This window comes from Acidovorax cavernicola (assembly GCF_003581445.1).
This window is the reverse complement of record NZ_QXMN01000010.1, coordinates 114,890-134,611: the sequence shown is the minus strand read 5'-3', so window position 1 is coordinate 134,611 and position 19,722 is coordinate 114,890. Positions and strand designations below refer to the sequence as shown.

Annotated in this window: 18 protein-coding genes; 15 read left to right on the top strand and 3 right to left on the bottom strand. The window is 67.8% G+C overall.

What is annotated here, in order from left to right:
* Positions 1-6 precede the first annotated feature (6 nt).
* Positions 7-855 (top strand): fumarylacetoacetate hydrolase family protein, encoded by an 849-nt coding sequence (locus D3H34_RS11255; RefSeq protein WP_119553539.1) that lies wholly within the window; start codon positions 7-9, stop codon positions 853-855.
* On the opposite strand, the gene D3H34_RS11250 is transcribed toward D3H34_RS11255, so the two are convergent.
* Positions 845-1,732, bottom strand: a complete 888-nt coding sequence (locus tag D3H34_RS11250) for a LysR family transcriptional regulator (protein ID WP_119553538.1) — start codon at positions 1,730-1,732, stop codon at positions 845-847. The genes D3H34_RS11255 and D3H34_RS11250 overlap by 11 nt on opposite strands.
* A 119-nt stretch (positions 1,733-1,851) precedes the next feature.
* On the opposite strand from D3H34_RS11250, the gene D3H34_RS11245 reads away from it, so the two are divergent.
* From D3H34_RS11245 to D3H34_RS11190, 12 genes are all read left to right on the top strand, one after another.
* A complete protein-coding gene (locus D3H34_RS11245; protein WP_119553537.1) occupies positions 1,852-2,610 on the top strand; it encodes an SDR family oxidoreductase in 759 nt (252 codons plus the stop codon).
* A gap of 149 nt (positions 2,611-2,759) precedes the next feature.
* The gene (locus tag D3H34_RS11240) at positions 2,760-3,464 is read left to right on the top strand and encodes a TetR/AcrR family transcriptional regulator (protein ID WP_119553536.1); all 705 of its coding nucleotides are present in this window, start codon (positions 2,760-2,762) and stop codon (positions 3,462-3,464) included.
* 72 nt (positions 3,465-3,536) lie between these two features.
* Complete coding sequence (locus tag D3H34_RS11235; protein ID WP_119553535.1) at positions 3,537-5,333, top strand: acyl-CoA dehydrogenase C-terminal domain-containing protein; 1,797 nt, start codon at positions 3,537-3,539, stop codon at positions 5,331-5,333.
* Positions 5,334-5,373: 40 nt separating this feature from the next.
* Positions 5,374-5,808 carry a DUF2147 domain-containing protein gene (locus D3H34_RS11230; RefSeq protein ID WP_119553534.1) on the top strand — a complete coding sequence of 145 codons (435 nt, stop codon included), beginning with the start codon at positions 5,374-5,376 and terminating at the stop codon, positions 5,806-5,808.
* 39 nt (positions 5,809-5,847) lie between these two features.
* Positions 5,848-8,271: a 3-hydroxyacyl-CoA dehydrogenase/enoyl-CoA hydratase family protein gene (locus D3H34_RS11225; RefSeq protein ID WP_119553533.1), complete on the top strand. Its 2,424-nt coding sequence runs from the start codon at positions 5,848-5,850 to the stop codon at positions 8,269-8,271.
* 11 nt (positions 8,272-8,282) lie between these two features.
* Positions 8,283-9,482: an acetyl-CoA C-acyltransferase gene (locus D3H34_RS11220; protein WP_119553532.1), complete on the top strand. Its 1,200-nt coding sequence runs from the start codon at positions 8,283-8,285 to the stop codon at positions 9,480-9,482.
* A 55-nt stretch (positions 9,483-9,537) separates the two neighbouring features.
* Positions 9,538-10,446 (top strand): alpha/beta hydrolase family protein, encoded by a 909-nt coding sequence (locus D3H34_RS11215; RefSeq protein WP_119553531.1) that lies wholly within the window; start codon positions 9,538-9,540, stop codon positions 10,444-10,446.
* Positions 10,447-10,478: 32 nt separating this feature from the next.
* Positions 10,479-11,315 carry an acyl-CoA thioesterase gene (locus D3H34_RS11210; RefSeq protein ID WP_119553561.1) on the top strand — a complete coding sequence of 279 codons (837 nt, stop codon included), beginning with the start codon at positions 10,479-10,481 and terminating at the stop codon, positions 11,313-11,315.
* A gap of 4 nt (positions 11,316-11,319) precedes the next feature.
* Entirely contained in the window at positions 11,320-12,066 is a 747-nt protein-coding gene (locus D3H34_RS11205) for an SDR family oxidoreductase (protein ID WP_119553530.1), read from the top strand.
* Between the two features lie 50 nt (positions 12,067-12,116).
* A complete protein-coding gene (locus tag D3H34_RS11200) occupies positions 12,117-12,710 on the top strand; it encodes a 2-hydroxychromene-2-carboxylate isomerase (RefSeq protein ID WP_119553529.1) in 594 nt (197 codons plus the stop codon).
* A 37-nt stretch (positions 12,711-12,747) separates the two neighbouring features.
* Positions 12,748-13,512: an enoyl-CoA hydratase gene (locus D3H34_RS11195; protein WP_119553528.1), complete on the top strand. Its 765-nt coding sequence runs from the start codon at positions 12,748-12,750 to the stop codon at positions 13,510-13,512.
* Between the two features lie 144 nt (positions 13,513-13,656).
* A complete protein-coding gene (locus D3H34_RS11190) occupies positions 13,657-14,820 on the top strand; it encodes an ABC transporter substrate-binding protein (protein WP_286185624.1) in 1,164 nt (387 codons plus the stop codon).
* Positions 14,821-14,838: 18 nt separating this feature from the next.
* On the opposite strand, the gene D3H34_RS11185 is transcribed toward D3H34_RS11190, so the two are convergent.
* Positions 14,839-15,282 (bottom strand): acyl-CoA thioesterase, encoded by a 444-nt coding sequence (locus D3H34_RS11185; RefSeq protein WP_119553527.1) that lies wholly within the window; start codon positions 15,280-15,282, stop codon positions 14,839-14,841.
* 41 nt (positions 15,283-15,323) lie between these two features.
* Between D3H34_RS11185 and D3H34_RS11180 the strand changes: the two genes are divergently transcribed.
* Together D3H34_RS11180 and D3H34_RS11175 are read left to right on the top strand one after the other, a co-directional pair.
* Entirely contained in the window at positions 15,324-17,159 is a 1,836-nt protein-coding gene (locus D3H34_RS11180) for an ABCB family ABC transporter ATP-binding protein/permease (protein ID WP_119553526.1), read from the top strand.
* Between the two features lie 42 nt (positions 17,160-17,201).
* Positions 17,202-18,140: a 2-hydroxyacid dehydrogenase gene (locus D3H34_RS11175; protein WP_119553525.1), complete on the top strand. Its 939-nt coding sequence runs from the start codon at positions 17,202-17,204 to the stop codon at positions 18,138-18,140.
* Between the two features lie 109 nt (positions 18,141-18,249).
* Here the strand turns inward: D3H34_RS11175 and D3H34_RS11170 are convergent, their stop codons facing one another.
* Positions 18,250-19,692, bottom strand: coding sequence for an amidase (locus tag D3H34_RS11170; protein WP_119553524.1), 1,443 nt, complete (start codon positions 19,690-19,692; stop codon positions 18,250-18,252).
* Positions 19,693-19,722 lie beyond the last annotated feature (30 nt).

The following is a 19,722-nucleotide window of genomic DNA, read 5'->3' as shown; positions in this document are numbered from 1 at the left end:
GAACGCATGAAACTCGTCCGTTACGGCAACCCCGGCAAGGAGAAGCCCGGTCTCATCGACAACGAAGGCAAGCTGCGCGATCTGAGCGCGGTCGTGAAAGACATCGGTCCCGACCAGCTCGGCGATGCGGCCATCGCCAAGCTGCGCAAGACCAAGGTCGACAAGCTGCCGCTGGTCAAGGGCAAGCCGCGTTTCGGCAGCCCCGTGGCCAACGTCGGCAAGTTCATCGCCATCGGCCTGAACTACGCCGACCACGCGGCCGAGTCGGGCCTGCCGGTGCCCAAGGAACCCATCGTCTTCATGAAGGCCACCAGCTGCATCCAGGGCCCGAACGACCCGGTGATGCTGCCCAAGGGCTCGGTCAAGACCGACTGGGAGGTCGAGCTGGGCGTGGTCATCGGCACGAAGGCGCGCTACGTTTCGCAAAAGAGCGCACTGGATTACGTGGCCGGCTACTGCACCATCAACGACGTGAGCGAGCGCGAGTACCAGATCGAGCGCGGCGGCACCTGGGACAAGGGCAAGGGCTGCGACACCTTCGGTCCCATCGGCCCCTGGCTCGTCACGCGCGACGAGATCGAGAACCCGCAGAAGCTCGCCATGTGGCTCGACCTGAACGGCCAGCGCGTGCAGACCGGCAGCACCAAGACCATGATCTTCAGCGTGGCCAAGCTCGTGAGCTACGTGAGCCAGTTCATGACGCTGATGCCCGGCGACGTCATCACCACCGGCACGCCGCCCGGCGTCGGCATGGGCATGAAGCCGCCGCTGTACCTGAAGAAGGGCGACGTGATGACGCTGGGCATCGAAGGCCTGGGCGAACAGCGCCAGGACGTGCTGCCCTTCAAGCTCTGAGCAGGCGGATCAGCTCGTCGTACACCAGCCGCACGCGCGCCGGCACCGGCGCGCGCTGCGGGCGGTAGACGTTGACCGGCCAGGGCTCCGGCGCATCGGCCGCCAGCACCTCCACCAGTGCGCCCGACGCCAGCCACGGCTGCGCCAGCGGCCCGATGATCTGGCCGAAGCCGACCCCCGCGAGCACCGCGGCGCATTCGGCGTCGATGTTGTCCGTCACGAACGCGGGCGACGACACGGTGAACACCCGCTTCTTGCTGAACACCCACGGCCAGGGCCGGCCCGAACTGCGGTCGATCAGCGCCGTCACTGGCAGCGCAGCCAGCGCTTCGATGCCGCGCGGCACGCCGACCCGTTCGATGAGTGCCGGTGACGCCACCACGTGCAGCGGGAGCTTGCCCACGCCCCGTGCCACGAAGCGTGCGTCGCGCATCGGCCCGACGCGCACGCCGATGTCGATCTGCTGATCGACCACGTCGGCATGCTGCTCCGACAGCCGCAGGTCGAGCACGAGCCCGGGGTGCCCCGCCAGCAGCGGCGCCAGCGCCTGCGGAATGAAGCGGCTGTACACATGCGGCGCCGTGACCCGCACCGTGCCCGCGTGCTGCGACAGCGTGCGCCGGTCGATGCGGTGAAAGAGTTCGTCGACACCACCCACCGCGACGCGGGCGCGCTCGGCCAGCTGGCGTCCGAAATCGGTGAGTTGCACACCGCGCGTGCTGCGGTGAAAGAGCGGCTCACCCAGTTCTTCCTCGAGTTCGCGCACCGCGCGGGTCACCACCTGCGGCGACACCGACAGGCGCACGGCCGCCTCGCGGAAGTTGGCGGCATCGGCGGCGGTGAAGAACACGCGCAGGGCTTCGAGGCGGTTGGACATGGGATGTTCCTTCTTGGGGAATTCTGAAGTCGCCAGAGTTTCATTTACTGGAACGCGTGGATTTTCCACACTGCATGCACTTCTCCAGATTTCTTTCACACACCGCAAAGGAAATTCCCATGACTTCCATTCAAGACAACATCCAGGGCAAGGTCGCCATCGTCACCGGCGCCAGCAGCGGCCTGGGCGAATCGACGGCGCGCCACCTGGCCGCGCGCGGCGCCAGGGTGGTGCTCGCGGCCCGCCGCACCGACCGGCTCGACAAGGTCGTCGCCGAGATCCGCGAGGCCGGCGGCCAGGCCATTGCCGTGGCCACCGACGTGGCGAAGCGAGACGACCTGGAAAAGCTCGCCGCCGCGACGGTCGAGGCCTTCGGTCGCATCGACGTGCTGGTCAACAACGCGGGCGTGATGCCGCTGTCGCCGATCGAGAAACTCAAGGTCGACGAGTGGGACCGCACCATCGACGTCAACATCAAGGGCGTGCTCTACGGCATTGCCGCCGTGCTGCCGCGCATGCAGGCGCAGGGCAGTGGCCACATCGTGAACGTTGCCTCGATTGCCGGGCTGAAGGTGTTCACGCCCATTGGCACGGTCTACAGCGCCACCAAGCACGCGGTGCGCGCCATCTCCGAAGGCCTGCGCGTGGAGGTGGGCAACAGCGGCGTGCGCGTGACCATCGTGTCGCCCGGCGCCGTGGAGTCGGAACTGAAGTTCGGCAGCAGCGACGCCGAAAGCGCCGCGGGCGTGAAGGCCTTCTACGACGCCAACCAGATTCCCGCCGACTCGGTGGCGCGCGCCATCGTCTATGCGGTGGAGCAGCCGGCGAACGTGGACATCAACGAGGTCGTGCTGCGGCCCGTGTCGCAGGAGTTCTGAGCCGGCCGGGCAAGGGTGCGACCCTCTGGCGCTCGCCCCTTGCTTTGTTTAACGTTCATTAACCCAGCACGGCCCAAGGTCTTTTGCGGTCAAAAGTGCAAAGCCCCTGCAAAATAGAACGACCGTTCGTTTTATTCGGAGCTTCCACGATGTCCGCCACCGCTGTTCCCGCCAAGCCGGTCCGCGCCGCCCCCAAGGGCCAGCAGACCAAGGCCATCATCGTCGACGCCGCGCTGGCGCTGGCGGCGCAGATCGGGCTCGAGGGCCTGTCGATCGGCGCCGTGGCCGAGATCACCAAGATGAGCAAGTCGGGCGTGTTCGCCCACTTCGGCTCGCGCGAGGAGTTGCAGATTTCGGTGGTGCGCGAATACCACGCGCGCTTCGAACAGGAAGTGTTCTTCCCCGCGCTGCAGGCGCCGCGCGGCCTGCCCCGCCTGCGCGCCATGTTCGCCAACTGGATGAAGCGCACGTCGACCGAGATCGACTCGGGCTGCATCTACATCAGCGGCGCCTCCGAGTTCGACGACCGCCCGGGTCCGGTGCGCGATGCGCTGGTCGAGTCAGTCAGCATCTGGCAGGCCGCCGTGCTGCGCGCCATCGTGCAGTCGCAGACCGAAGGTCACCTGCGCGCCGACGCCGACGAGCGCCAGGTGGCGTTCGAGATCCACGGCCTGATCCTCGCGCTGCACTACGAAGCCCGTTTCCTGCGCGTGCCCGGCTCCATCGGCCGCGCCAACGTCGGCTTCGACAACATCCTCGCGCGCGCCGCCACGCCGGACGCGCCGCCCGCCTCCAATACCGCCGACGCCGCGCCTGCCGCGCGCGGTGCGCGCCGGCTCAAGACCGTGCGCTGAGCGCCACGGCCGCCCGTTTCTTTTTTCGTTTCGTTTTTCTTTCTTATCTAGCTTCGACCAGGAGAGTCCCGGATGCCTACCTACAACCCCCCCGTGCGTGACATGCAGTTCGTGCTGCACGAAGTGCTCAACGTCACCGAGGAACTCAAGGCACTGCCGGCCCACGCCGAGACCGATGCCGACACCATCAACGCGGTGATCGAGGAAGCCGGCAAGTTCGCGGCCGAAGTCACCTTCCCGCTGAACATCAGCGGCGACGAAGAAGGCTGCGTGCTCGACAAGGCCACGCACGAAGTGAAGACCCCCACGGGCTTCAAGGACGCCTACGCCAAGTACGTCGAAGGCGGCTGGCCCGCGCTGTCGTGCGACCCGGCCTTCGGCGGCCAGGGCCTGCCGTTCGTGGTGAACCAGTGCCTGTTCGAAATGCTCAACAGCGCCAACCAGGCCTGGACCATGTACCCGGGCCTGTCGCACGGCGCCTACGAGGCGCTGGCTGCGCACGGCACCGACGACCAGAAGAAGACCTACCTGCCCAAGCTCACCAGCGGCGAATGGACCGGCACCATGTGCCTGACCGAGCCGCACTGCGGCACCGACCTGGGCCTGCTGCGCACCAAGGCCGAGCCGCAGGCGGACGGCACCTACCGCATCACCGGCAGCAAGATCTTCATCTCGGCCGGCGAGCACGACATGACGAGCAACATCATTCACCTGGTGTTGGCCCGCCTGCCGGACGCGCCCAAGGGCAGCAAGGGCATCAGCCTGTTCGTGGTGCCGAAGTTCCACGTCAAGGCCGACGGCTCGCTCGGCGAACGCAACCCGATCTTCTGCGCCGGCCTGGAGCACAAGATGGGCATCCACGGCAACGCCACCGCGCAGATCGTGATCGAAGGCGCCACCGGCACGCTGGTGGGCGAGCCCAACAAGGGCCTGGCCGCGATGTTCGTGATGATGAACGCCGCCCGCCTGGGCGTGGGCAACCAGTCGCTGGGCCTGACCGAAGTGGCTTACCAGAACGCCCTGGCCTACGCCAAGGACCGCATCCAGATGCGCTCGCTCTCCGGCGTGAAGGCCAAGGACAAGGAAGCCGACCCGATCATCGTGCACCCCGACGTGCGCAAGATGCTGCTCACGGCCAAGGCCTACGCCGAAGGCGGCCGCGCGCTGCAGATCTTCTGCACGCTGCTGCTCGACAAGGAACACAACCACCCCGACGAGAAGGTGCGCAAGGACTCGGGCGAACTGGTCGCGCTGCTCACGCCCATCGTGAAGGCCTTCATCACCGACAACGGCCACATCGCGACCAACTCGTGCATGCAGGTCTTCGGCGGCCACGGCTTCATCAAGGAATGGGGCATGGAGCAGTTCGTGCGCGACAACCGCATCAACATGATCTATGAAGGCACCAACACCATCCAGTCGCTGGACCTGCTGGGCCGCAAGATCCTGGGCAACAACGGCGCGTCGCTCAAGAAGTTCGGCAAGCTCGTCGCCAAGCTGGTGGAAGAAGAAGGCGTGAACGAGAAGATGGCCGAGTTCATCAACCCGATCGCGGGCCTGGGCGACCAGCTCACCAAGTTCACGACCGAGATCGGCTTCAAGGGCTTCCAGAACCCCGACGAAGTGGGCGCCGCCGCCGTCGACTACCTGCGCGTGGCCGGCCACTTCGTGTTCGGCTACCTGTTCGCCCGCATGGCCCAGGTCGCGCTGCGCGAGATCGCCGCCGGCAACACCGACCCGTTCTACGTCGCCAAGCTGCAGACCGCGCGCTTCTACTTCGCCAAGCTGTTCCCCGAGACCGCGACGCTGATGCGCACCGCGCGCGCCGGCAGCAAGGTGTTGATGGACACCGACGCCGCGCTCGCTTAAGCGGCACAGCCTTTCTTCATCGACCAACCGGGAGCCGCTCATGAAAGCAACGCTTGCAGCCGTCTTGTTCACTGTCACCGCCGTCTCGGCCATGGCGCAGAGCACCCCGGTGGGGCTCTGGCGCAACGCCGACGACAAGACCGGCGAGGTCAAGGCCGAGATCCGCATCGCCGAAACCAACGGCGCGCTCAGCGGCCGCATCGAGAAGTCGTTGAAGAAAGACACCAAGCCCGACGCCACCTGCGACGAATGCAGTGACGACCGCAAGGGCAAGCCCATCACGGGCCTGGAGATCATCCGCGGCGGCAAGAAGGCCGAGGGCAAGGACGTCTGGGAAGGCGGGAAGATCCTCGACCCCGAGAACGGCAAGGAATACCGCGCGAGCTTCACGCCCATCGACGGCGGCAAGAAGCTCGAAGTGCGCGGCTACCTCGGCCCCTTCTGGCGCACCCAAACCTGGACCCGCGCGCAGTAAGCCTGCCGCGCGTTTTCAACCGAAAAAATACCAAGCAACATGTCCCGATTTCAAGTGAAGAAGGTCGCCGTGCTCGGCGCCGGCGTGATGGGCGCGCAGATTGCCGCCCACCTCGTCAACGTGCGCGTGCCTGTCGTGCTGTTCGACCTGGCTGCCAAGGACGCGACCGGTGCGGTCGCTCAAGGTGCAGCGAAGAACGGCATCGTCACGCGCGCCATCGACAACCTCAAGAAGCTCAAGCCCGCGCCGCTCGGTGACGTGGCCGACGCCGGCCTGATCGAACAGGCCAACTACGAAGACGACCTGGCCAAGCTCGGCGAGTGCGATCTCGTCATCGAGGCCATTGCCGAGCGCATGGACTGGAAGCTCGACCTCTACAAGAAGATCGCGCCTCACGTCGCCAAGCACGCGATCCTGGCCTCGAACACTTCGGGCCTGTCGATCACCAAGCTCAGCGAGGCGCTGCCTGAAGCGTTGAAGCCGCGCTTTTGCGGCATTCACTTCTTCAATCCGCCGCGCTACATGTTCCTGGTGGAACTGATCAACACGCCCACCACGCAGCCGCAGGTGCTCGACGACCTCGAAGCCTTCGTCACCAGCACGCTCGGCAAGGGCGTGGTGCGCGCGCACGACACGCCCAACTTCATCGCCAACCGCGTCGGCATCGCCGGCATGCTGGCCACGCTGAAGGAAGTCGAGAAGTTCGGCCTCACGCCCGACGTGGTGGACGACCTCACCGGCAAGAAGCTGGGTCGCGCGAGCTCGGGCACCTTCCGCACCGCCGACGTGGTGGGCCTGGACACCATGGCCCACGTCGTGAAGACGCTGCAGGACAACCTCAACGCCGAGACCGATCCGTTCTACGCCAACTTCGCGACGCCGCCGGTGCTCGCCAAGCTGCTCGAACTGGGCAACCTGGGCCAGAAGACCAAGGCCGGCTTCTTCAAGAAAGCCGGCCGCGACATCCTGCGCTTCGACCTGAAGAGCGGCGAGTACGTGCCCGCCGGCGCCAAGGCCGACGAGGTGTACGGCCGCATGCTCAAGAAGCCCGCGGGCGAGCGCCTGAAGCTGCTGCGCGAGAGCGAAGGACCGCAGGGCCAGTTCCTCTGGGCCATCCTGCGCGACGGCTTCCACTATGCCGCCGTGCACCTGGGCGACATCGCCGAGAGCGCGCGCGACATCGACTTCGCGATGCGCTGGGGCTTCGGCATGAAGCAGGGCCCCTTCGAGCTGTGGCAGGAAGCCGGCTGGGCGCAGGTCGCCAAGTGGGTGCAGGAAGACATCGACGCCGGCAAGGCGCTGAGCACCGCGCCGCTGCCCAAGTGGGTGTTCGAAGGCCCGGTGGCGCAAGCGGGCGGCGTGCACACGCCCGAAGGTTCGTGGAGCGCATCGCAGAACAAGTTCGTGCCGCAGCGCAAGCTGCCCGTGCATGACCGCCAGCTGTTCCCCGAAAGCGTGCTCGGCGCGAATGCAGCCGATGCCAGCACGGCCGGCACCACCATCAGCGACGAAGGCGATGTGCGCGTGTGGACGCTGGACGGCGAAGTGCTCATCGCGAGCATCCAGTCGAAGATGCACGCCATCAGCCCCGACGTGGCCGAGGCGCTGGGCGCCGCGGTCGATCTGGCCGAAGCTGAATACAAGGGCCTCGTGATCTGGTCGCCGGATGAAGTCTTCTCGGTCGGCGCCGACCTGCAGGCGATGCTGCCGGCCTTCGTGGTCGCGGGCATCGGCGCGGTCGAAGGCGCGGAAGAAGAGCTGCAGAACGTCATGCTCAAGATCCGCTACGCCAACGTGCCGGTGATCTCGGCCGTGCGCGGCATGGCACTGGGCGGCGGTTGCGAGCTGGCCATCCACTCGGCCAAGCGCGTCGTCGCGATGGAAAGCTACATCGGCCTGGTCGAAGTCGGCGTGGGCCTGATTCCCGGCGCGGGCGGCCTGACCTACATCGCACGCCGTGCGGCCGAGAACGCTTCGGCTTCGACGGGTACCGACCTGCTGCCCTTCCTCACCGAAGGCTTCACCGCCGCCGCGATGGCCAAGGTGGGCACGGGCGCGCTCGACTCGAAGAAGCTGGGCTACCTGCTCGACAGCGACGTGATCGTGCCGAACAAGGACGAGCTGCTGTACGTGGCGCTGCAGCAGGCCAAGGCCATGGCCGACGCCGGCTACCGCCCGCCGCTGCGCCGCAGCTTCCGCGTGGCGGGCCGCAGCGGCGCCGCGACGATCAAGGGCCAGCTCGTGAACATGCGCGACGGCGGCTTCATCAGCGCGCACGACTTCCACATCGCGAGCCTGATCGCCAACGTGGTGACGGGCGGCGACGTGGACGCGGGTTCGCTCGTGACCGAGGAATACCTGATGACGCTGGAGCGCAAGGCGTTCTGCTCGCTCATCGTGCATCCCAAGACGCAGGAGCGGATCATGGGAATGCTCAGCACCGGCAAACCCGTGCGCAACTAAGGACAGATTTCATGAGCAAGCAAGTACAAGACGCCTACATCGTCTCCGCCACCCGCACCCCCATCGGCAAGTCGCACCGCGGCTACTTCCGCAACTACCGTCCCGACGACCTGCTCGCGACCACGCTGAAGGCGGCGCTCGCCGCCGTGCCGAACCTCGATCCGAAGGCCATCGAAGACATCATCTGCGGCTGCGCGATTCCCGAATCGCAGCAGGGCTTGAACGTCGCGCGCATCGGCGCGGTGCTGGCGGGCCTGCCGACGAGCATCGGCGGCATCACCGTCAACCGCTTCTGCGCTTCGGGCCTGTCGGCCGTGCAGATGGCGGCGGACCGCATCCGCGTCGGCGAGGCCGATGTGATGATCGCGGCCGGCGTCGAGAGCATGAGCATGGTGCCGATGATGGGCAACTCGCCGTCGCTGTCGCCCTCGATCTTCGAGCGCGAAGGCGACGTAGGCATCGCCTACGGCATGGGCCTCACGGCAGAGAAGGTGGCGCAGCAGTGGAAGGTGAGCCGCGAGGCGCAGGACGCGTTCGCGCTGGCTTCGCACCAGAAGGCGCTGGCCGCGCAGGCGGCCGGCAAGTTCGCCGACGAGATCACGCCGATCGAGGTGACCGACCGCACGCCGAACCTGGAAACCGGCGAGTCGATCGCGAAGACGCGCACCGTGAGCCTGGACGAAGGCGCGCGCCCCGACACCAGCATCGAAGGCCTGGCCAAGCTGCGCACCGTGTTCGCCGCGCGCGGCACCGTGACGGCCGGCAACAGCTCGCAGACCTCCGACGGCGCGGGCGCGCTGATCCTGGCGAGCGAGAAGGCCGTGAAGCAGTACGGCCTCACGCCGCTCGCGCGTTTCGTGAGCTTCGCCAGCAAGGGCGTGCCGCCGCACATCATGGGCATCGGCCCGATCGAGGCGATCCCGGCCGCGCTGCGCTATGCGGGCCTGAAGCACGAAGACATCGACTGGTTCGAGCTCAACGAAGCCTTCGCCGCGCAATCGCTCGCGGTGATGAACACGCTGGGGCTCGATCCCGCCAAGGTCAACCCGATGGGCGGCGCGATTGCGCTGGGTCACCCGCTCGGCGCGACGGGCGCGATCCGCGCAGCCACCGTGGTGCACGCGCTGCGCCGCGAGAAGCTGAAGTACGGCATGGTCACGATGTGCGTGGGGATGGGCCAAGGCGCTGCAGGGATTTTTGAGCGCGTCTGATCGAAGACGCGAAAGGCACCGTGACGAGTGCTGGCACAACGAAGGAGACAGCTTCATGCAGACGCAGCAGCTTTCGGTCGACGGCGGCGCGCATCAATTGGCGGTGCGTCGCTACGACCCTGCCGGCGCGGCGCGCGCCAGCATCGTCATCGGCGGTGCGATGGGCGTGCGCCAGTCGTTCTACGAGCCCTTCGCGCACTGGCTTGCCGCGCAGGGCCTGCAGGTCTGGACCTTCGACTACCGCGGCAGCGGAGACTCGCTTGGCGAGGCGCCGCTGCGTGGTTTCCAGGCCGACCTGTTCGACTGGGCGCGAGACTACGAGGCGGTGATCGACACCGCCAAGGCCGCGCTGCCCGATGAGCCGCTCTACCTGCTGGGCCACAGCCTCGGCGCACAGCTTCCGGGGTTCCTGCAGCGGCCGGGGCAGGTCGACGGCCTCGTCAGCATCGCGGCCGGCAGCGGCTACTGGCGCGAGAATGCGCCGAAGCTGCGGCGCAGCATCCTGTATTTCTGGTTCGTGCTGGTGCCGCTGGTCACGCGGCTGTGCGGCTACTTTCCCGGCCGCCGGCTGAAGAAGGTGGGCGACCTGCCGCGCGGCGTGATCCTGCAATGGCGCCGCTGGTGCCTGAACCCGCGCTACAGCGTGGGCGCGGAAGGCGAAGCTGCCGTGCAAAGCTATGCGCGCGTGCGCTTTCCGGTGCTCGCGCTGTCGATGACCGACGACGAACTCATGACGCTCGCGGGCACGAAGAGCCTCGTGAGCCTGTATGCGGGCGCGCCGAGCGCGGTGGAGCGCATCGCGCCCGCCGACGTGCAGGCCAGACGCATCGGCCACTTCGGCTTCTTCCGCGAACAGTTCAGCCAGAGCCTGTGGCCGAGCACGATCGACAAGCTGCACCGGCTCGCGGCGCTCACCGCGCCTGCCGCAGTGCAGCACGCCAACGTCCCGCACACGACTGCGTGACGTCATCCATCGAAGGCACACTGGCGATCACCATGAGCACGACCCCACACCCCTTCGACAAAGCCCTGGCCCTGCACCACAGCGACATCCGCGTGGGGCACTTCACCGGCACCACAAGTCCCGACTACTGGAACATGGTCGGCCCGTTCGGCGGCACCACCGCGGCGCTCGCGCTGCAGTCGGTGCTCCAGCACCCCGACCTGCTCGGCACGCCCATCGCGCTGACCGTCAACTACGCGGCCGCGCTCGGCGAGGGCGCGTTCGACATCCAGGCCACCGCCGTGCGCACTAACCGCTCGACGCAGCACTGGACGGTGACGATCACGCAGCCCGGCGCCGACGGCACCACGAACATGACGACCACCGCCACGGTGGTGACGGCCGCGCGCCGCGACACCTGGAGCCAGGCCGACCTCACCATGCCCGAGGCGCCGAAGCCCGAGGCGGTCGATCGCATCAGCATCGGCCCGTCGGGCGTGGCCTGGCTCGACCAGTACGAGATGCGCCCCTTCAGCGGCGGCATTCCCTCGAAGTGGGACGGCAGCCTGCAGCACAGCGAAACCCGCATCTGGGTGCGCGACGCGCAGGCACGACCGCTCGACTTCGCCTCGCTCGCCGCGTTGAGCGATGTGTTCTATCCGCGCGTCTGGCTGCGCCGCGCCAAGCATGTGCCCGCGGGCACGGTGTCGATCACCACCTACTTCCATGTCGGCGCCGCCGAGCTGGCCGAGGTCGGCACGGGCTACCTGCTGGGCTGTGCGGCGGGGCAGCAGTTCTTCAACGGCTTCTTCGACCAGAAGGCGCAGCTGTGGAGCGAGAAGGGCGCGCTGCTCGCGACCTCGAACCAGATCGTCTACTACAAGGAATGACGCGATGACGCTCACCAAGGCAGCACTCATCGTCGGCGCAGGCGACGCCACCGGCGGTGCCATCGCCCGCCGCTTCGCGCGCGAAGGCTACGCCACCTGCGTCACGCGGCGCAGCCTCGACAAGCTGCAGCCGCTGGTGGCGCAGATCGAGGCCGACGGCGGCCGCGCCCACGCCTTCGCCTGCGATGCACGCAAGGAAGAGGAAGTGGTGGCGCTCGTCGAGCAGATCGAATCGACCATCGGACCGATCGAGGTGATGGTGTTCAACATCGGCGCCAACGTGCCCGAGAGCATCCTCACCGAGTCCGCGCGAAAGTACTTCAAGGTGTGGGAGATGGCCTGCTTCTCGGGCTTTCTCAACGGCCGCGAAGTGGCCAAGCGCATGGTGGCGCGCGCGATGCCGGCCGGCGGCCATCGCGGCACGATCATCTTCACGGGCGCAACGGCGTCGCTGCGGGGCGCGGCCAATTTCGGCGCCTTCTCGGGCGCCAAGATGGCCCTGCGCGCGTTAGCACAGTCGATGGCGCGCGAGCTGGGGCCCCAGGGCATCCACGTCGCGCATGTCGTGGTCGACGGCGCCATCGACACCGAGTTCATCCGCAGCAATTTCCCCGAGCGCTATGCGCTGAAGGACAGCGACGGCATCCTGAACCCGGACCACATCGCCGACAGCTACTGGATGCTGCATTCGCAGCCGCGTGACGCGTGGACGCACGAACTGGATCTGCGTCCCTGGTCCGAGAAGTTCTGACCGGCGCCGCACTCGCGTCACGACGCACCGCCAAAAGGAGACAGACACCCATGACGAAATCCGTCGAGTTCTATTTCGACGTCGGCAGCCCCGCCGCCTACCTGGCCGCCACGCAGCTGCCGCACGTGTGCGCCGACACCGGCGCCGAGCTGGTCTGGAAGCCCATGCTGCTGGGCGGCGTGTTCCAGGCCACGGGCAACCATTCGCCCGCCGAGATCAAGGCCAAGGGCCCGTACCTCACCGTCGACCTGCAGCGCTTCGCGAAGCGCTACGGCGTGCCCTTCGTGCACAACCCGCATTTCCCGATCAACACGCTGCTGCTGATGCGCGGCGCCACCGGCGTGCAGATGAAGCAGCCCGAGCGTTTCGGCGCGTACGTCGACGCGGTGTTCCATGCGATGTGGGTCGAGCCGAAGAACCTCAACGACCCCGCGACCGTCGGCGCCGTCTTGCAAAATGCAGGCTTCGACGCCGCGGGCCTGCTCGCGCTGGCCGGCGCGCAGGACACCAAGGACCGCCTCAAGGCGGTCACCCAGGAGGCCGTGGAGCGCGGCGTGTTCGGCGCCCCCACCATGTTCGTCGGCGACCAGATGTTCTGGGGCCAGGACCGCCTCGATTTCGTTCGCGACGCTATCTGTGCCTGAGCGCGTCGCCCCCGTTTTACCTACCAAGGACCTTTCCATGAGCGACATCCTCGTCCACACCGAAGCCGGCGTGATGACCATCACCTTCAACCGCGTCGACAAGAAGAACTCGATCACCAGCAGCATGTACGCCGCGCTGGCCGACGCGCTTGCCACCGCCGAGAGTGAAGCCGCTGTGCGCTGCGTGCTGATCCAGGGCGACCCGACCATCTTCAGCGCCGGCAACGACATCGGCGACTTCCTCAACGGCCCGGCCTCCACGCAGGAGTCGCCGGTGTTCCGCTTCCTGCGCGGCATCGCGACCTTCCCCAAGCCCATCGTCGCCGCCGTGTGCGGTCCGGCCGTGGGGATCGGCACCACGATGCTGTTCCACTGCGACCTCGTCTACGCGGGCGACAACGCCGCGTTCTCGATGCCTTTCGTCAACCTGGGCCTGTGCCCCGAAGCGGCGTCGAGCCTGCTGGTGCCGCAGATGCTGGGCTACCACCGCGCCGCCGAAGCCCTGCTGCTGGGCGAGCCCTTCATGGCCGAGGCCGCGCTCGAAGTGGGCCTGGTCAACCGCGTGGTGCCGCCGACCGAAGCCAACGCCATCGCCCAGGCGCAGGCCCGCAAGCTCGCGGCCAAGCCGCTGAGCGCGCTGATCGAGACCAAGCGCCTGCTGAAGAAGGCCCAGATGCCCGCCGTGCTCGAACGCATGGGCGAGGAAGGCGCGAGCTTCGGGCGCATGCTGCGCGAGCCTGCCGCCAAGGAAGCATTCGGTGCCTTCATGGAGAAGCGCAAGCCCGATTTCTCGAAGGTCTAAACCTTCCGTGGACTTGTCTGCGAACGGTGCCTGCGTACACTGTTCCTCGTGCCTGCTCCAGACGTCAACCCGCCCACAACGCCCGCCACACGGGCGATCAATGCTACTGAAAAAGTAGCATTCAAGCCGACGCGACGGCATGCTTTGGGCTTACTCGCGGGCACGCTCGCGGCGCCTTCGTTGGTGCTGGCGCGCGTGCGGCCTTTGCGCATCGGCGTCATCGGCTCGTGGTCGGGGCCGTATGCGGGCGGCGGGCGCCAGTTCGATGCCGGCATGGCGGTCTGGCTGGCCGATCACAAGCAGCAGATCGCGGGCCGTCCCGTCGAACTGCTGCGCCGCGACGTGCCCGGCAGTGCGCCCGAGCAAGCGCGGCGCCAGGCGCAAGACCTCATCGAGAGCGAGCGCGTCGACCTGCTCACGGGGCTGGACTTCAGCTCCAACGCCTACGCCGTCGGCACGGTCGCCACGCAGGCGCGCGTGCCGACCGTGATCATGAACGCCGCCTCCTCGGGCATCACCGGGCGCTCGCCGTTCATGGTGCGGGTGTCGTTCACCATCCCGCAGGTCACGGCGCCGCTGGCGCGCTGGGCGCTGCAGCAGGGCCTGCGCGACGTGTGCACCGTGGTGGCCGACTACGCCTCCGGCGTGGACGCCGAGAGCGCCTTCGTCTCCGGCATCACCGCCGGCGGCGGCCGCGTGGGCGCGATGCTGCGCGTGCCGCTGAACACGCTCGACTACTCGGCCTACATGCTGCGCCTGCGCGAGCTGAAGCCGCAGGCCGTGTTCTTCTTCCTGCCCTCGGGGCAGATGCCGGCGATCTTCCTCAAGTTCTGGCGCGACCGTGGCATGGCCGACACCGGCATCCGCCTGCTCGCGACGGGCGACGCCACCGACGACCACTACCTCGACGGCATCGGCGAGCTGGCCGAGGGGCTGGTCACGAGCCATCACTATTCCTACGCCCACGAGTCACCGGCCAACCGCCGCTTCGCGGGCGCCTTCGAGACCGAGTACGGCAGCCACCTGCGCCCGGGTTACTTCGCGGTGGCGGCGCACGACGCGCTCGCGGCCATCGATGCGGCCCTGAGCGCGCCCGGTGTGCGAGGCGGCAAGGCGGGCGCGGAGCGGCTGGTCGATGCGTTCCGCGGCCTGCGGCTGGACAGCCCGCGCGGCCCGGTCGAGATCGATGCCCACACGCGCGACGTGGTGCAGTCGGTCTACATCCGCCGCGTGGAGCGGCGCGACGCGCGCTGGATCAACCGCGAGTTCGAGTGCACCGCGCGCGTGCGCGATGCGGGCGTGGCCTGAAAAGGAAGAGGGCGGCGCTCAGGCCGGCAGCGGCTCGATCGGACGGGGGCGGCCGTTGTCGTCGATCGCTACATAGGTGAAGGTGGCCTGGGTCACCTTGATGTACTCGCCCTGCGCCCGGAAGCGCTCCGCGAACACTTCGACCGTCACCGTGACCGAGGTGCGTCCGACGCGCACCAGCTTCGAATAGAACGAGAGGATGTCGCCCAGCCGCACCGGCTGCTTGAAGATGAACTCGTTGACCGCCACCGTCGCCTGGCGGCCCCGGGCGTAGCGCGCCGGGATCACCGAGCCGGCCAGGTCGCACTGCGCCATGACCCAGCCGCCGAAGATGTCGCCGTTGGCGTTGCAGTCGGCCGGCATCGGGATGACCTTGAGCACCAGCTCCATGTCGGTGGGCAGGCTCTTGAGGGTGGCGGCGGCCGCCGCTGCGGTGGAAGAGGCACTGGAAGGGGAGGACATGGGCACAATCTGAAGCAAACAAACAACCACGATTGTCCTCCATGCGCCGAAGCGGCGAAGCCCTTTCCTCCCCTCCCCAAGCGGCCGGCGGCCACCCGCCCGCGCGCGCCGACCGTTCCGACTGGGCGACCCTGCGCCGCCTCTTTCCCTACCTCTGGCAGTACAAGTGGCGCGTGATCGCGGCGCTCGGTTTCATGATCGCGGCCAAGGTCGCGAACGTGGGCGTGCCGGTGCTGCTCAAGAACCTCGTCGACACGATGACGCCCAAGCCCGACATGGCGCAGGCGTTGCTCGTGGTGCCGATCGCGCTGCTGCTGGCCTACGGGCTGCTTCGCTTCTCGACCTCGCTCTTCAACGAGCTGCGAGAACTCATCTTCGCCAAGGCCACCGAGGGCGCCGCGCGGCGGATCGCGCTGGAGGTGTTCGGCCACCTGCATGCACTGAGCCTGCGCTTTCACCTGGAGCGCCAGACCGGCGGCATGACGCGCGACATCGAGCGCGGCACGCGCGGCGTGCATTCGCTGATCTCGATGTCGCTGTACAGCATCGTGCCCACCATCATCGAGCTGGTGCTGGTGCTCACCATCCTGGGCGTGAAGTTCGACGCGCTGTTCGTGTGGATCACGGGCGCGGCGCTGGTGCTGTACATCGTCTTCACGGTCACCGTGACCGAATGGCGCACGCAGTTTCGCAAGACCATGAACGAGCTCGACTCGATGGCGCAAAGCCGCGCGGTCGATTCGCTCTTGAACTACGAAACGGTCAAGTACTTCAACAACGAGGAGTTCGAGGCGAAGCGCTACGACGCCAGCCTCGACCGCTACCGCAAGGCGGCCATCAAGAGCCAGCGCACGCTGAGCATGCTCAACACGGGCCAGCAGGCGCTGATCGCCATCAGCCTCGTGCTGATGCTGTGGCGCGCCACCTCGGGTGTGGTCGAAGGGCGCATGACGCTGGGTGACCTGGTGATGGTCAACGCCTTCATGATCCAGCTGTACATCCCGCTGAACTTCCTGGGCGTGATCTACCGCGAGATCAAGCAGAGCCTGACCGACCTGGACAAGATGTTCGTGCTGCTGGAGCGCGAACGCGAGGTGCGCGACGTGCCCGACGCGCAGCCGCTCGCGGGCGCCGATTCCACCGTGCGCTTCGAGGACGTGAGCTTCGCCTACGAGCCGGCACGGCCGATCCTCAAGCACGTGAGCTTCGAGATCCCGGCCGGCAAGACGGTGGCCGTGGTCGGCCCCTCGGGCTCGGGCAAGTCGACGCTCGCCCGGCTGATGTACCGCTTCTACGACGTGCAGGAAGGCCGCATCACCATCGGCGGTGAAGACATCCGCGCCGTGCAGCAATCCAGCGTGCGTCGCGCCATCGGCATCGTGCCGCAGGACACGGTGCTGTTCAACGACACGGTCGAATACAACATCGCCTACGGCCGCCCCGGCGCCACGCGCGAAGAGGTCGAAGGCGCTGCACGCGCCGCGCGCATCCACGACTTCATCGTTGCCACGCCCAAGGGCTACGAGACCACGGTGGGCGAGCGCGGCCTGAAGCTCTCGGGCGGCGAGAAGCAGCGCGTGGCCATCGCGCGCACGCTGCTGAAGAACCCGCCGATCGTGATCTTCGACGAGGCCACCTCGGCGCTCGATTCGGCCAACGAACGCGCCATCCAGTCCGAGCTTCGCAGCGCCGCGCAGGGCAAGACCACGCTGGTCATCGCGCACCGCCTCTCGACCGTGGTCGAGGCGCACGAGATCCTGGTGCTCGAATCGGGCGTGATCGTCGAGCGCGGCACGCATGCCGAGCTGCTCGCGAAGCAGGGCCGCTACGCGCAGATGTGGGCTTTGCAGAAGAGCGAAGCGGTACCTCTGCTCTAGCCCGATCATTGCGTCTTTCCCATCGAACTCAGGAGTTCCCACGTGTCGACCAAGATTCCCCTGCTGGTGCTCAACAGCCTCTCGAGCGCCCACCAGGCCCAGATTGCCGAGGTCTACGACATGACCTATGCCTTCGGCGACGCCGAACGGGCGGCGGCCATCGCCGAACACGGCAAGAAATTCCGCGCGGTGCTGACCATCGGCGTCATCGGCCTCACGCCCGCCGAGATCGAGGCGATGCCGGCGCTCGAGCTGGTCTGCTGCATGGGCGCGGGCTATGAGGGCGTGCCGCTCGACGCGACGCGCGCGCGCGGCATCGCCACCGCCAACGGCGCGGGCACCAACGACGATTGCGTGGCCGACCACGCCTTCGGCCTGCTCATCAGCATCGTGCGCGAGTTCCGCACGCTCGACCGGCTGTGCCGCGAGGGCGTGTGGCGCGAGGCGATTCCGCAGCCGCCGAACGTGTCGGGCAAGAAGCTGGGCATTCTGGGCATGGGCACCATCGGGCAGAAGATCGCGAAGCGCGCTGCGGCCTTCGACATGGAGGTCGGCTATCACAACCGCAAGCCGAAGGACGGCGTGACGCAGCGCTACTTCGACGACCTGAAGTCGCTGGCCACCTGGGCCGATTTCCTCGTGCTGGCCGCACCCGGCGGGCCGGCGACGAAGCACCTGGTCAACGCCGAAGTGTTGGATGCGCTGGGGCCGCAGGGCTACCTCGTGAGCATCGGCCGCGGCAGCGTGGTCGACACCGAGGCACTGGCCGCCGCGCTGCGCGAGAAACGCATCGCCGGCGCGGGCCTGGACGTGTACGAGAGCGAGCCCAAGCGCCCCGAGCCGCTCATCGGCCTGGACAACGTGCTGCTGACGCCACACATGGCAGGCTGGTCGCCCGAGGCGACGCAGAAGTCGGTGGACCACTTCCTTGCGAATGCCGAAGGGCACTTCGCGGGGCGTGGTGTGCTCACGCCGATCTGATGTTTTCGCTCCTTCCCCCTCCGGGGGAAGGTTGGGATGGGGGCGGGCAGAGCGCCCATGGGGTACGCCGCTTGCCCCCGCCCCAACCCTCCCCCGGAAGGGGAGGGAGTCAAGCCAGGGCGGACGGGCGTCGAGCGCCCCAGCCGCACGCCTGGTCATAGGCATGCCCCAGCCGCAGCACGTCGAGGTCCGCATGGATCGGCCCCGCCAGCTGCAGCCCCATCGGCAGTCCGCCCTCACCAAACCCCGCGCGCACATTCAGCGTCGGCAGGCCGGCCAGCGTGAAGGGCGTGACGATCTCCATCCAGCGGTGGTAGGTGTCGCTCTTCACGCCGTTCACCTCGGTCGGCCAGTGCAGTTCGGCATCGAACGGGAATACCTGCGCCGTCGGCGCGACCACGAAATCGAAGCGCTCGAAGAGTTTCAGGAACGCGCGGTACACGTTCGAGCGATACAGCGAGGCCTGGTACAGCGAGGCCGCATCGAGGTGACGGCTTTGCTCGATCTCCCATTGCGCCTCGGGCTTGAGCTGGGCGAACAGCTTCGGGTCGCTCAGGTAGGCGCCGAGCTTGCCGCCCACCAGCAGCTGGCGCAGGCGCAGCCAGGCGCTCCAGTTGTGTTCGCGCGGCACGTCGAGCGTGCAGGGTTCGACCTCGCAGCCGAGGGCGCGGAAGGTGTCGAGTGACTGCTCGCCGAGTTCGCGCACGCCAGGCGCCAGCGGCAGCTCGGGCCAGACGCTGCCGAGCCAGCCGATGCGCAGGCCCCGCGTCTCGCCGTCGAGCTGCAAGGCATCGGGCGAGGGCAGTGGGTGCGGCGACGACAGCGGCACGCGCGTGTCGAAGCCTGCCTGCACGGCCAGCAGCCGGGCGGTGTCTTCCACGGTGCGGCCCATCGGACCTTCACAGCCCAGTTGCTGAAAGAAGAGTTCCTGCTCCGGGTCGCCGGGCACACGACCGCGCGAAGGGCGCATGCCGATCACGTTGTTGAAGGCGGCCGGGTTGCGCAGCGAGCCCATCATGTCGCTGCCGTCGGCCACGGGCAGCATGCCCAGGGCCAGCGCCACGGCCGCGCCGCCGCTGCTGCCGCCCGCGCTGCGGGCCGGGTCGTAGGCGTTGCGCGTGATGCCGAACACCGGGTTGTAGGTGTGCGAGCCGAGCCCGAACTCGGGCGTGTTGGTCTTGCCGATGACGACGGCGCCGGCCGCGCGCATGCGGGCGACGTGCAGGCTGTCGGTGCGCGCGGGCGAGCGTGGCGAGAGCGGCGAGCCCATCGAGGTCGGCAGGCCGGCGGCGTGGCTCAGGTCTTTCACGGCCAGCGGAAAGCCGTGCATCCAGCCGCGCCGCTCGCCGCGCGCCAGCTCGGCGTCGCGCTCGCCGGCTTCGGCCAGCAGCTGCGCAGGGTCGCGCAGGGAGACGATGGCGTTGAAGCGTGGATTGAGTGCGTCGATGCGGGCGAGCGCGGCCTGCATCACCTCGCGACAGGACACGTCGCGGGCCGCGATCCGGCGCGAAAGTTCGGTGGCGCTGAGGTCGGGCAGGTCGTCGAAAGACATGGCGGATGCGGGAAAAGGAGGGGGCGCCCA

Bases quoted from the DNA above. Each gene is read 5' to 3' on its own strand.
- D3H34_RS11255 (WP_119553539.1), top strand. From the start codon at position 7: ATGAAACTCGTCCGTTACGGCAACCCCGGCAAGGAGAAGCCCGGTCTC.
- D3H34_RS11250 (WP_119553538.1), bottom strand. From the start codon at position 1,732: ATGTCCAACCGCCTCGAAGCCCTGCGCGTGTTCTTCACCGCCGCCGAT.
- D3H34_RS11245 (WP_119553537.1), top strand. From the start codon at position 1,852: ATGACTTCCATTCAAGACAACATCCAGGGCAAGGTCGCCATCGTCACC.
- D3H34_RS11240 (WP_119553536.1), top strand. From the start codon at position 2,760: ATGTCCGCCACCGCTGTTCCCGCCAAGCCGGTCCGCGCCGCCCCCAAG.
- D3H34_RS11235 (WP_119553535.1), top strand. From the start codon at position 3,537: ATGCCTACCTACAACCCCCCCGTGCGTGACATGCAGTTCGTGCTGCAC.
- D3H34_RS11230 (WP_119553534.1), top strand. From the start codon at position 5,374: ATGAAAGCAACGCTTGCAGCCGTCTTGTTCACTGTCACCGCCGTCTCG.
- D3H34_RS11225 (WP_119553533.1), top strand. From the start codon at position 5,848: ATGTCCCGATTTCAAGTGAAGAAGGTCGCCGTGCTCGGCGCCGGCGTG.
- D3H34_RS11220 (WP_119553532.1), top strand. From the start codon at position 8,283: ATGAGCAAGCAAGTACAAGACGCCTACATCGTCTCCGCCACCCGCACC.
- D3H34_RS11215 (WP_119553531.1), top strand. From the start codon at position 9,538: ATGCAGACGCAGCAGCTTTCGGTCGACGGCGGCGCGCATCAATTGGCG.
- D3H34_RS11210 (WP_119553561.1), top strand. From the start codon at position 10,479: ATGAGCACGACCCCACACCCCTTCGACAAAGCCCTGGCCCTGCACCAC.
- D3H34_RS11205 (WP_119553530.1), top strand. From the start codon at position 11,320: ATGACGCTCACCAAGGCAGCACTCATCGTCGGCGCAGGCGACGCCACC.
- D3H34_RS11200 (WP_119553529.1), top strand. From the start codon at position 12,117: ATGACGAAATCCGTCGAGTTCTATTTCGACGTCGGCAGCCCCGCCGCC.
- D3H34_RS11195 (WP_119553528.1), top strand. From the start codon at position 12,748: ATGAGCGACATCCTCGTCCACACCGAAGCCGGCGTGATGACCATCACC.
- D3H34_RS11185 (WP_119553527.1), bottom strand. From the start codon at position 15,282: ATGTCCTCCCCTTCCAGTGCCTCTTCCACCGCAGCGGCGGCCGCCGCC.
- D3H34_RS11180 (WP_119553526.1), top strand. From the start codon at position 15,324: ATGCGCCGAAGCGGCGAAGCCCTTTCCTCCCCTCCCCAAGCGGCCGGC.
- D3H34_RS11170 (WP_119553524.1), bottom strand. From the start codon at position 19,692: ATGTCTTTCGACGACCTGCCCGACCTCAGCGCCACCGAACTTTCGCGC.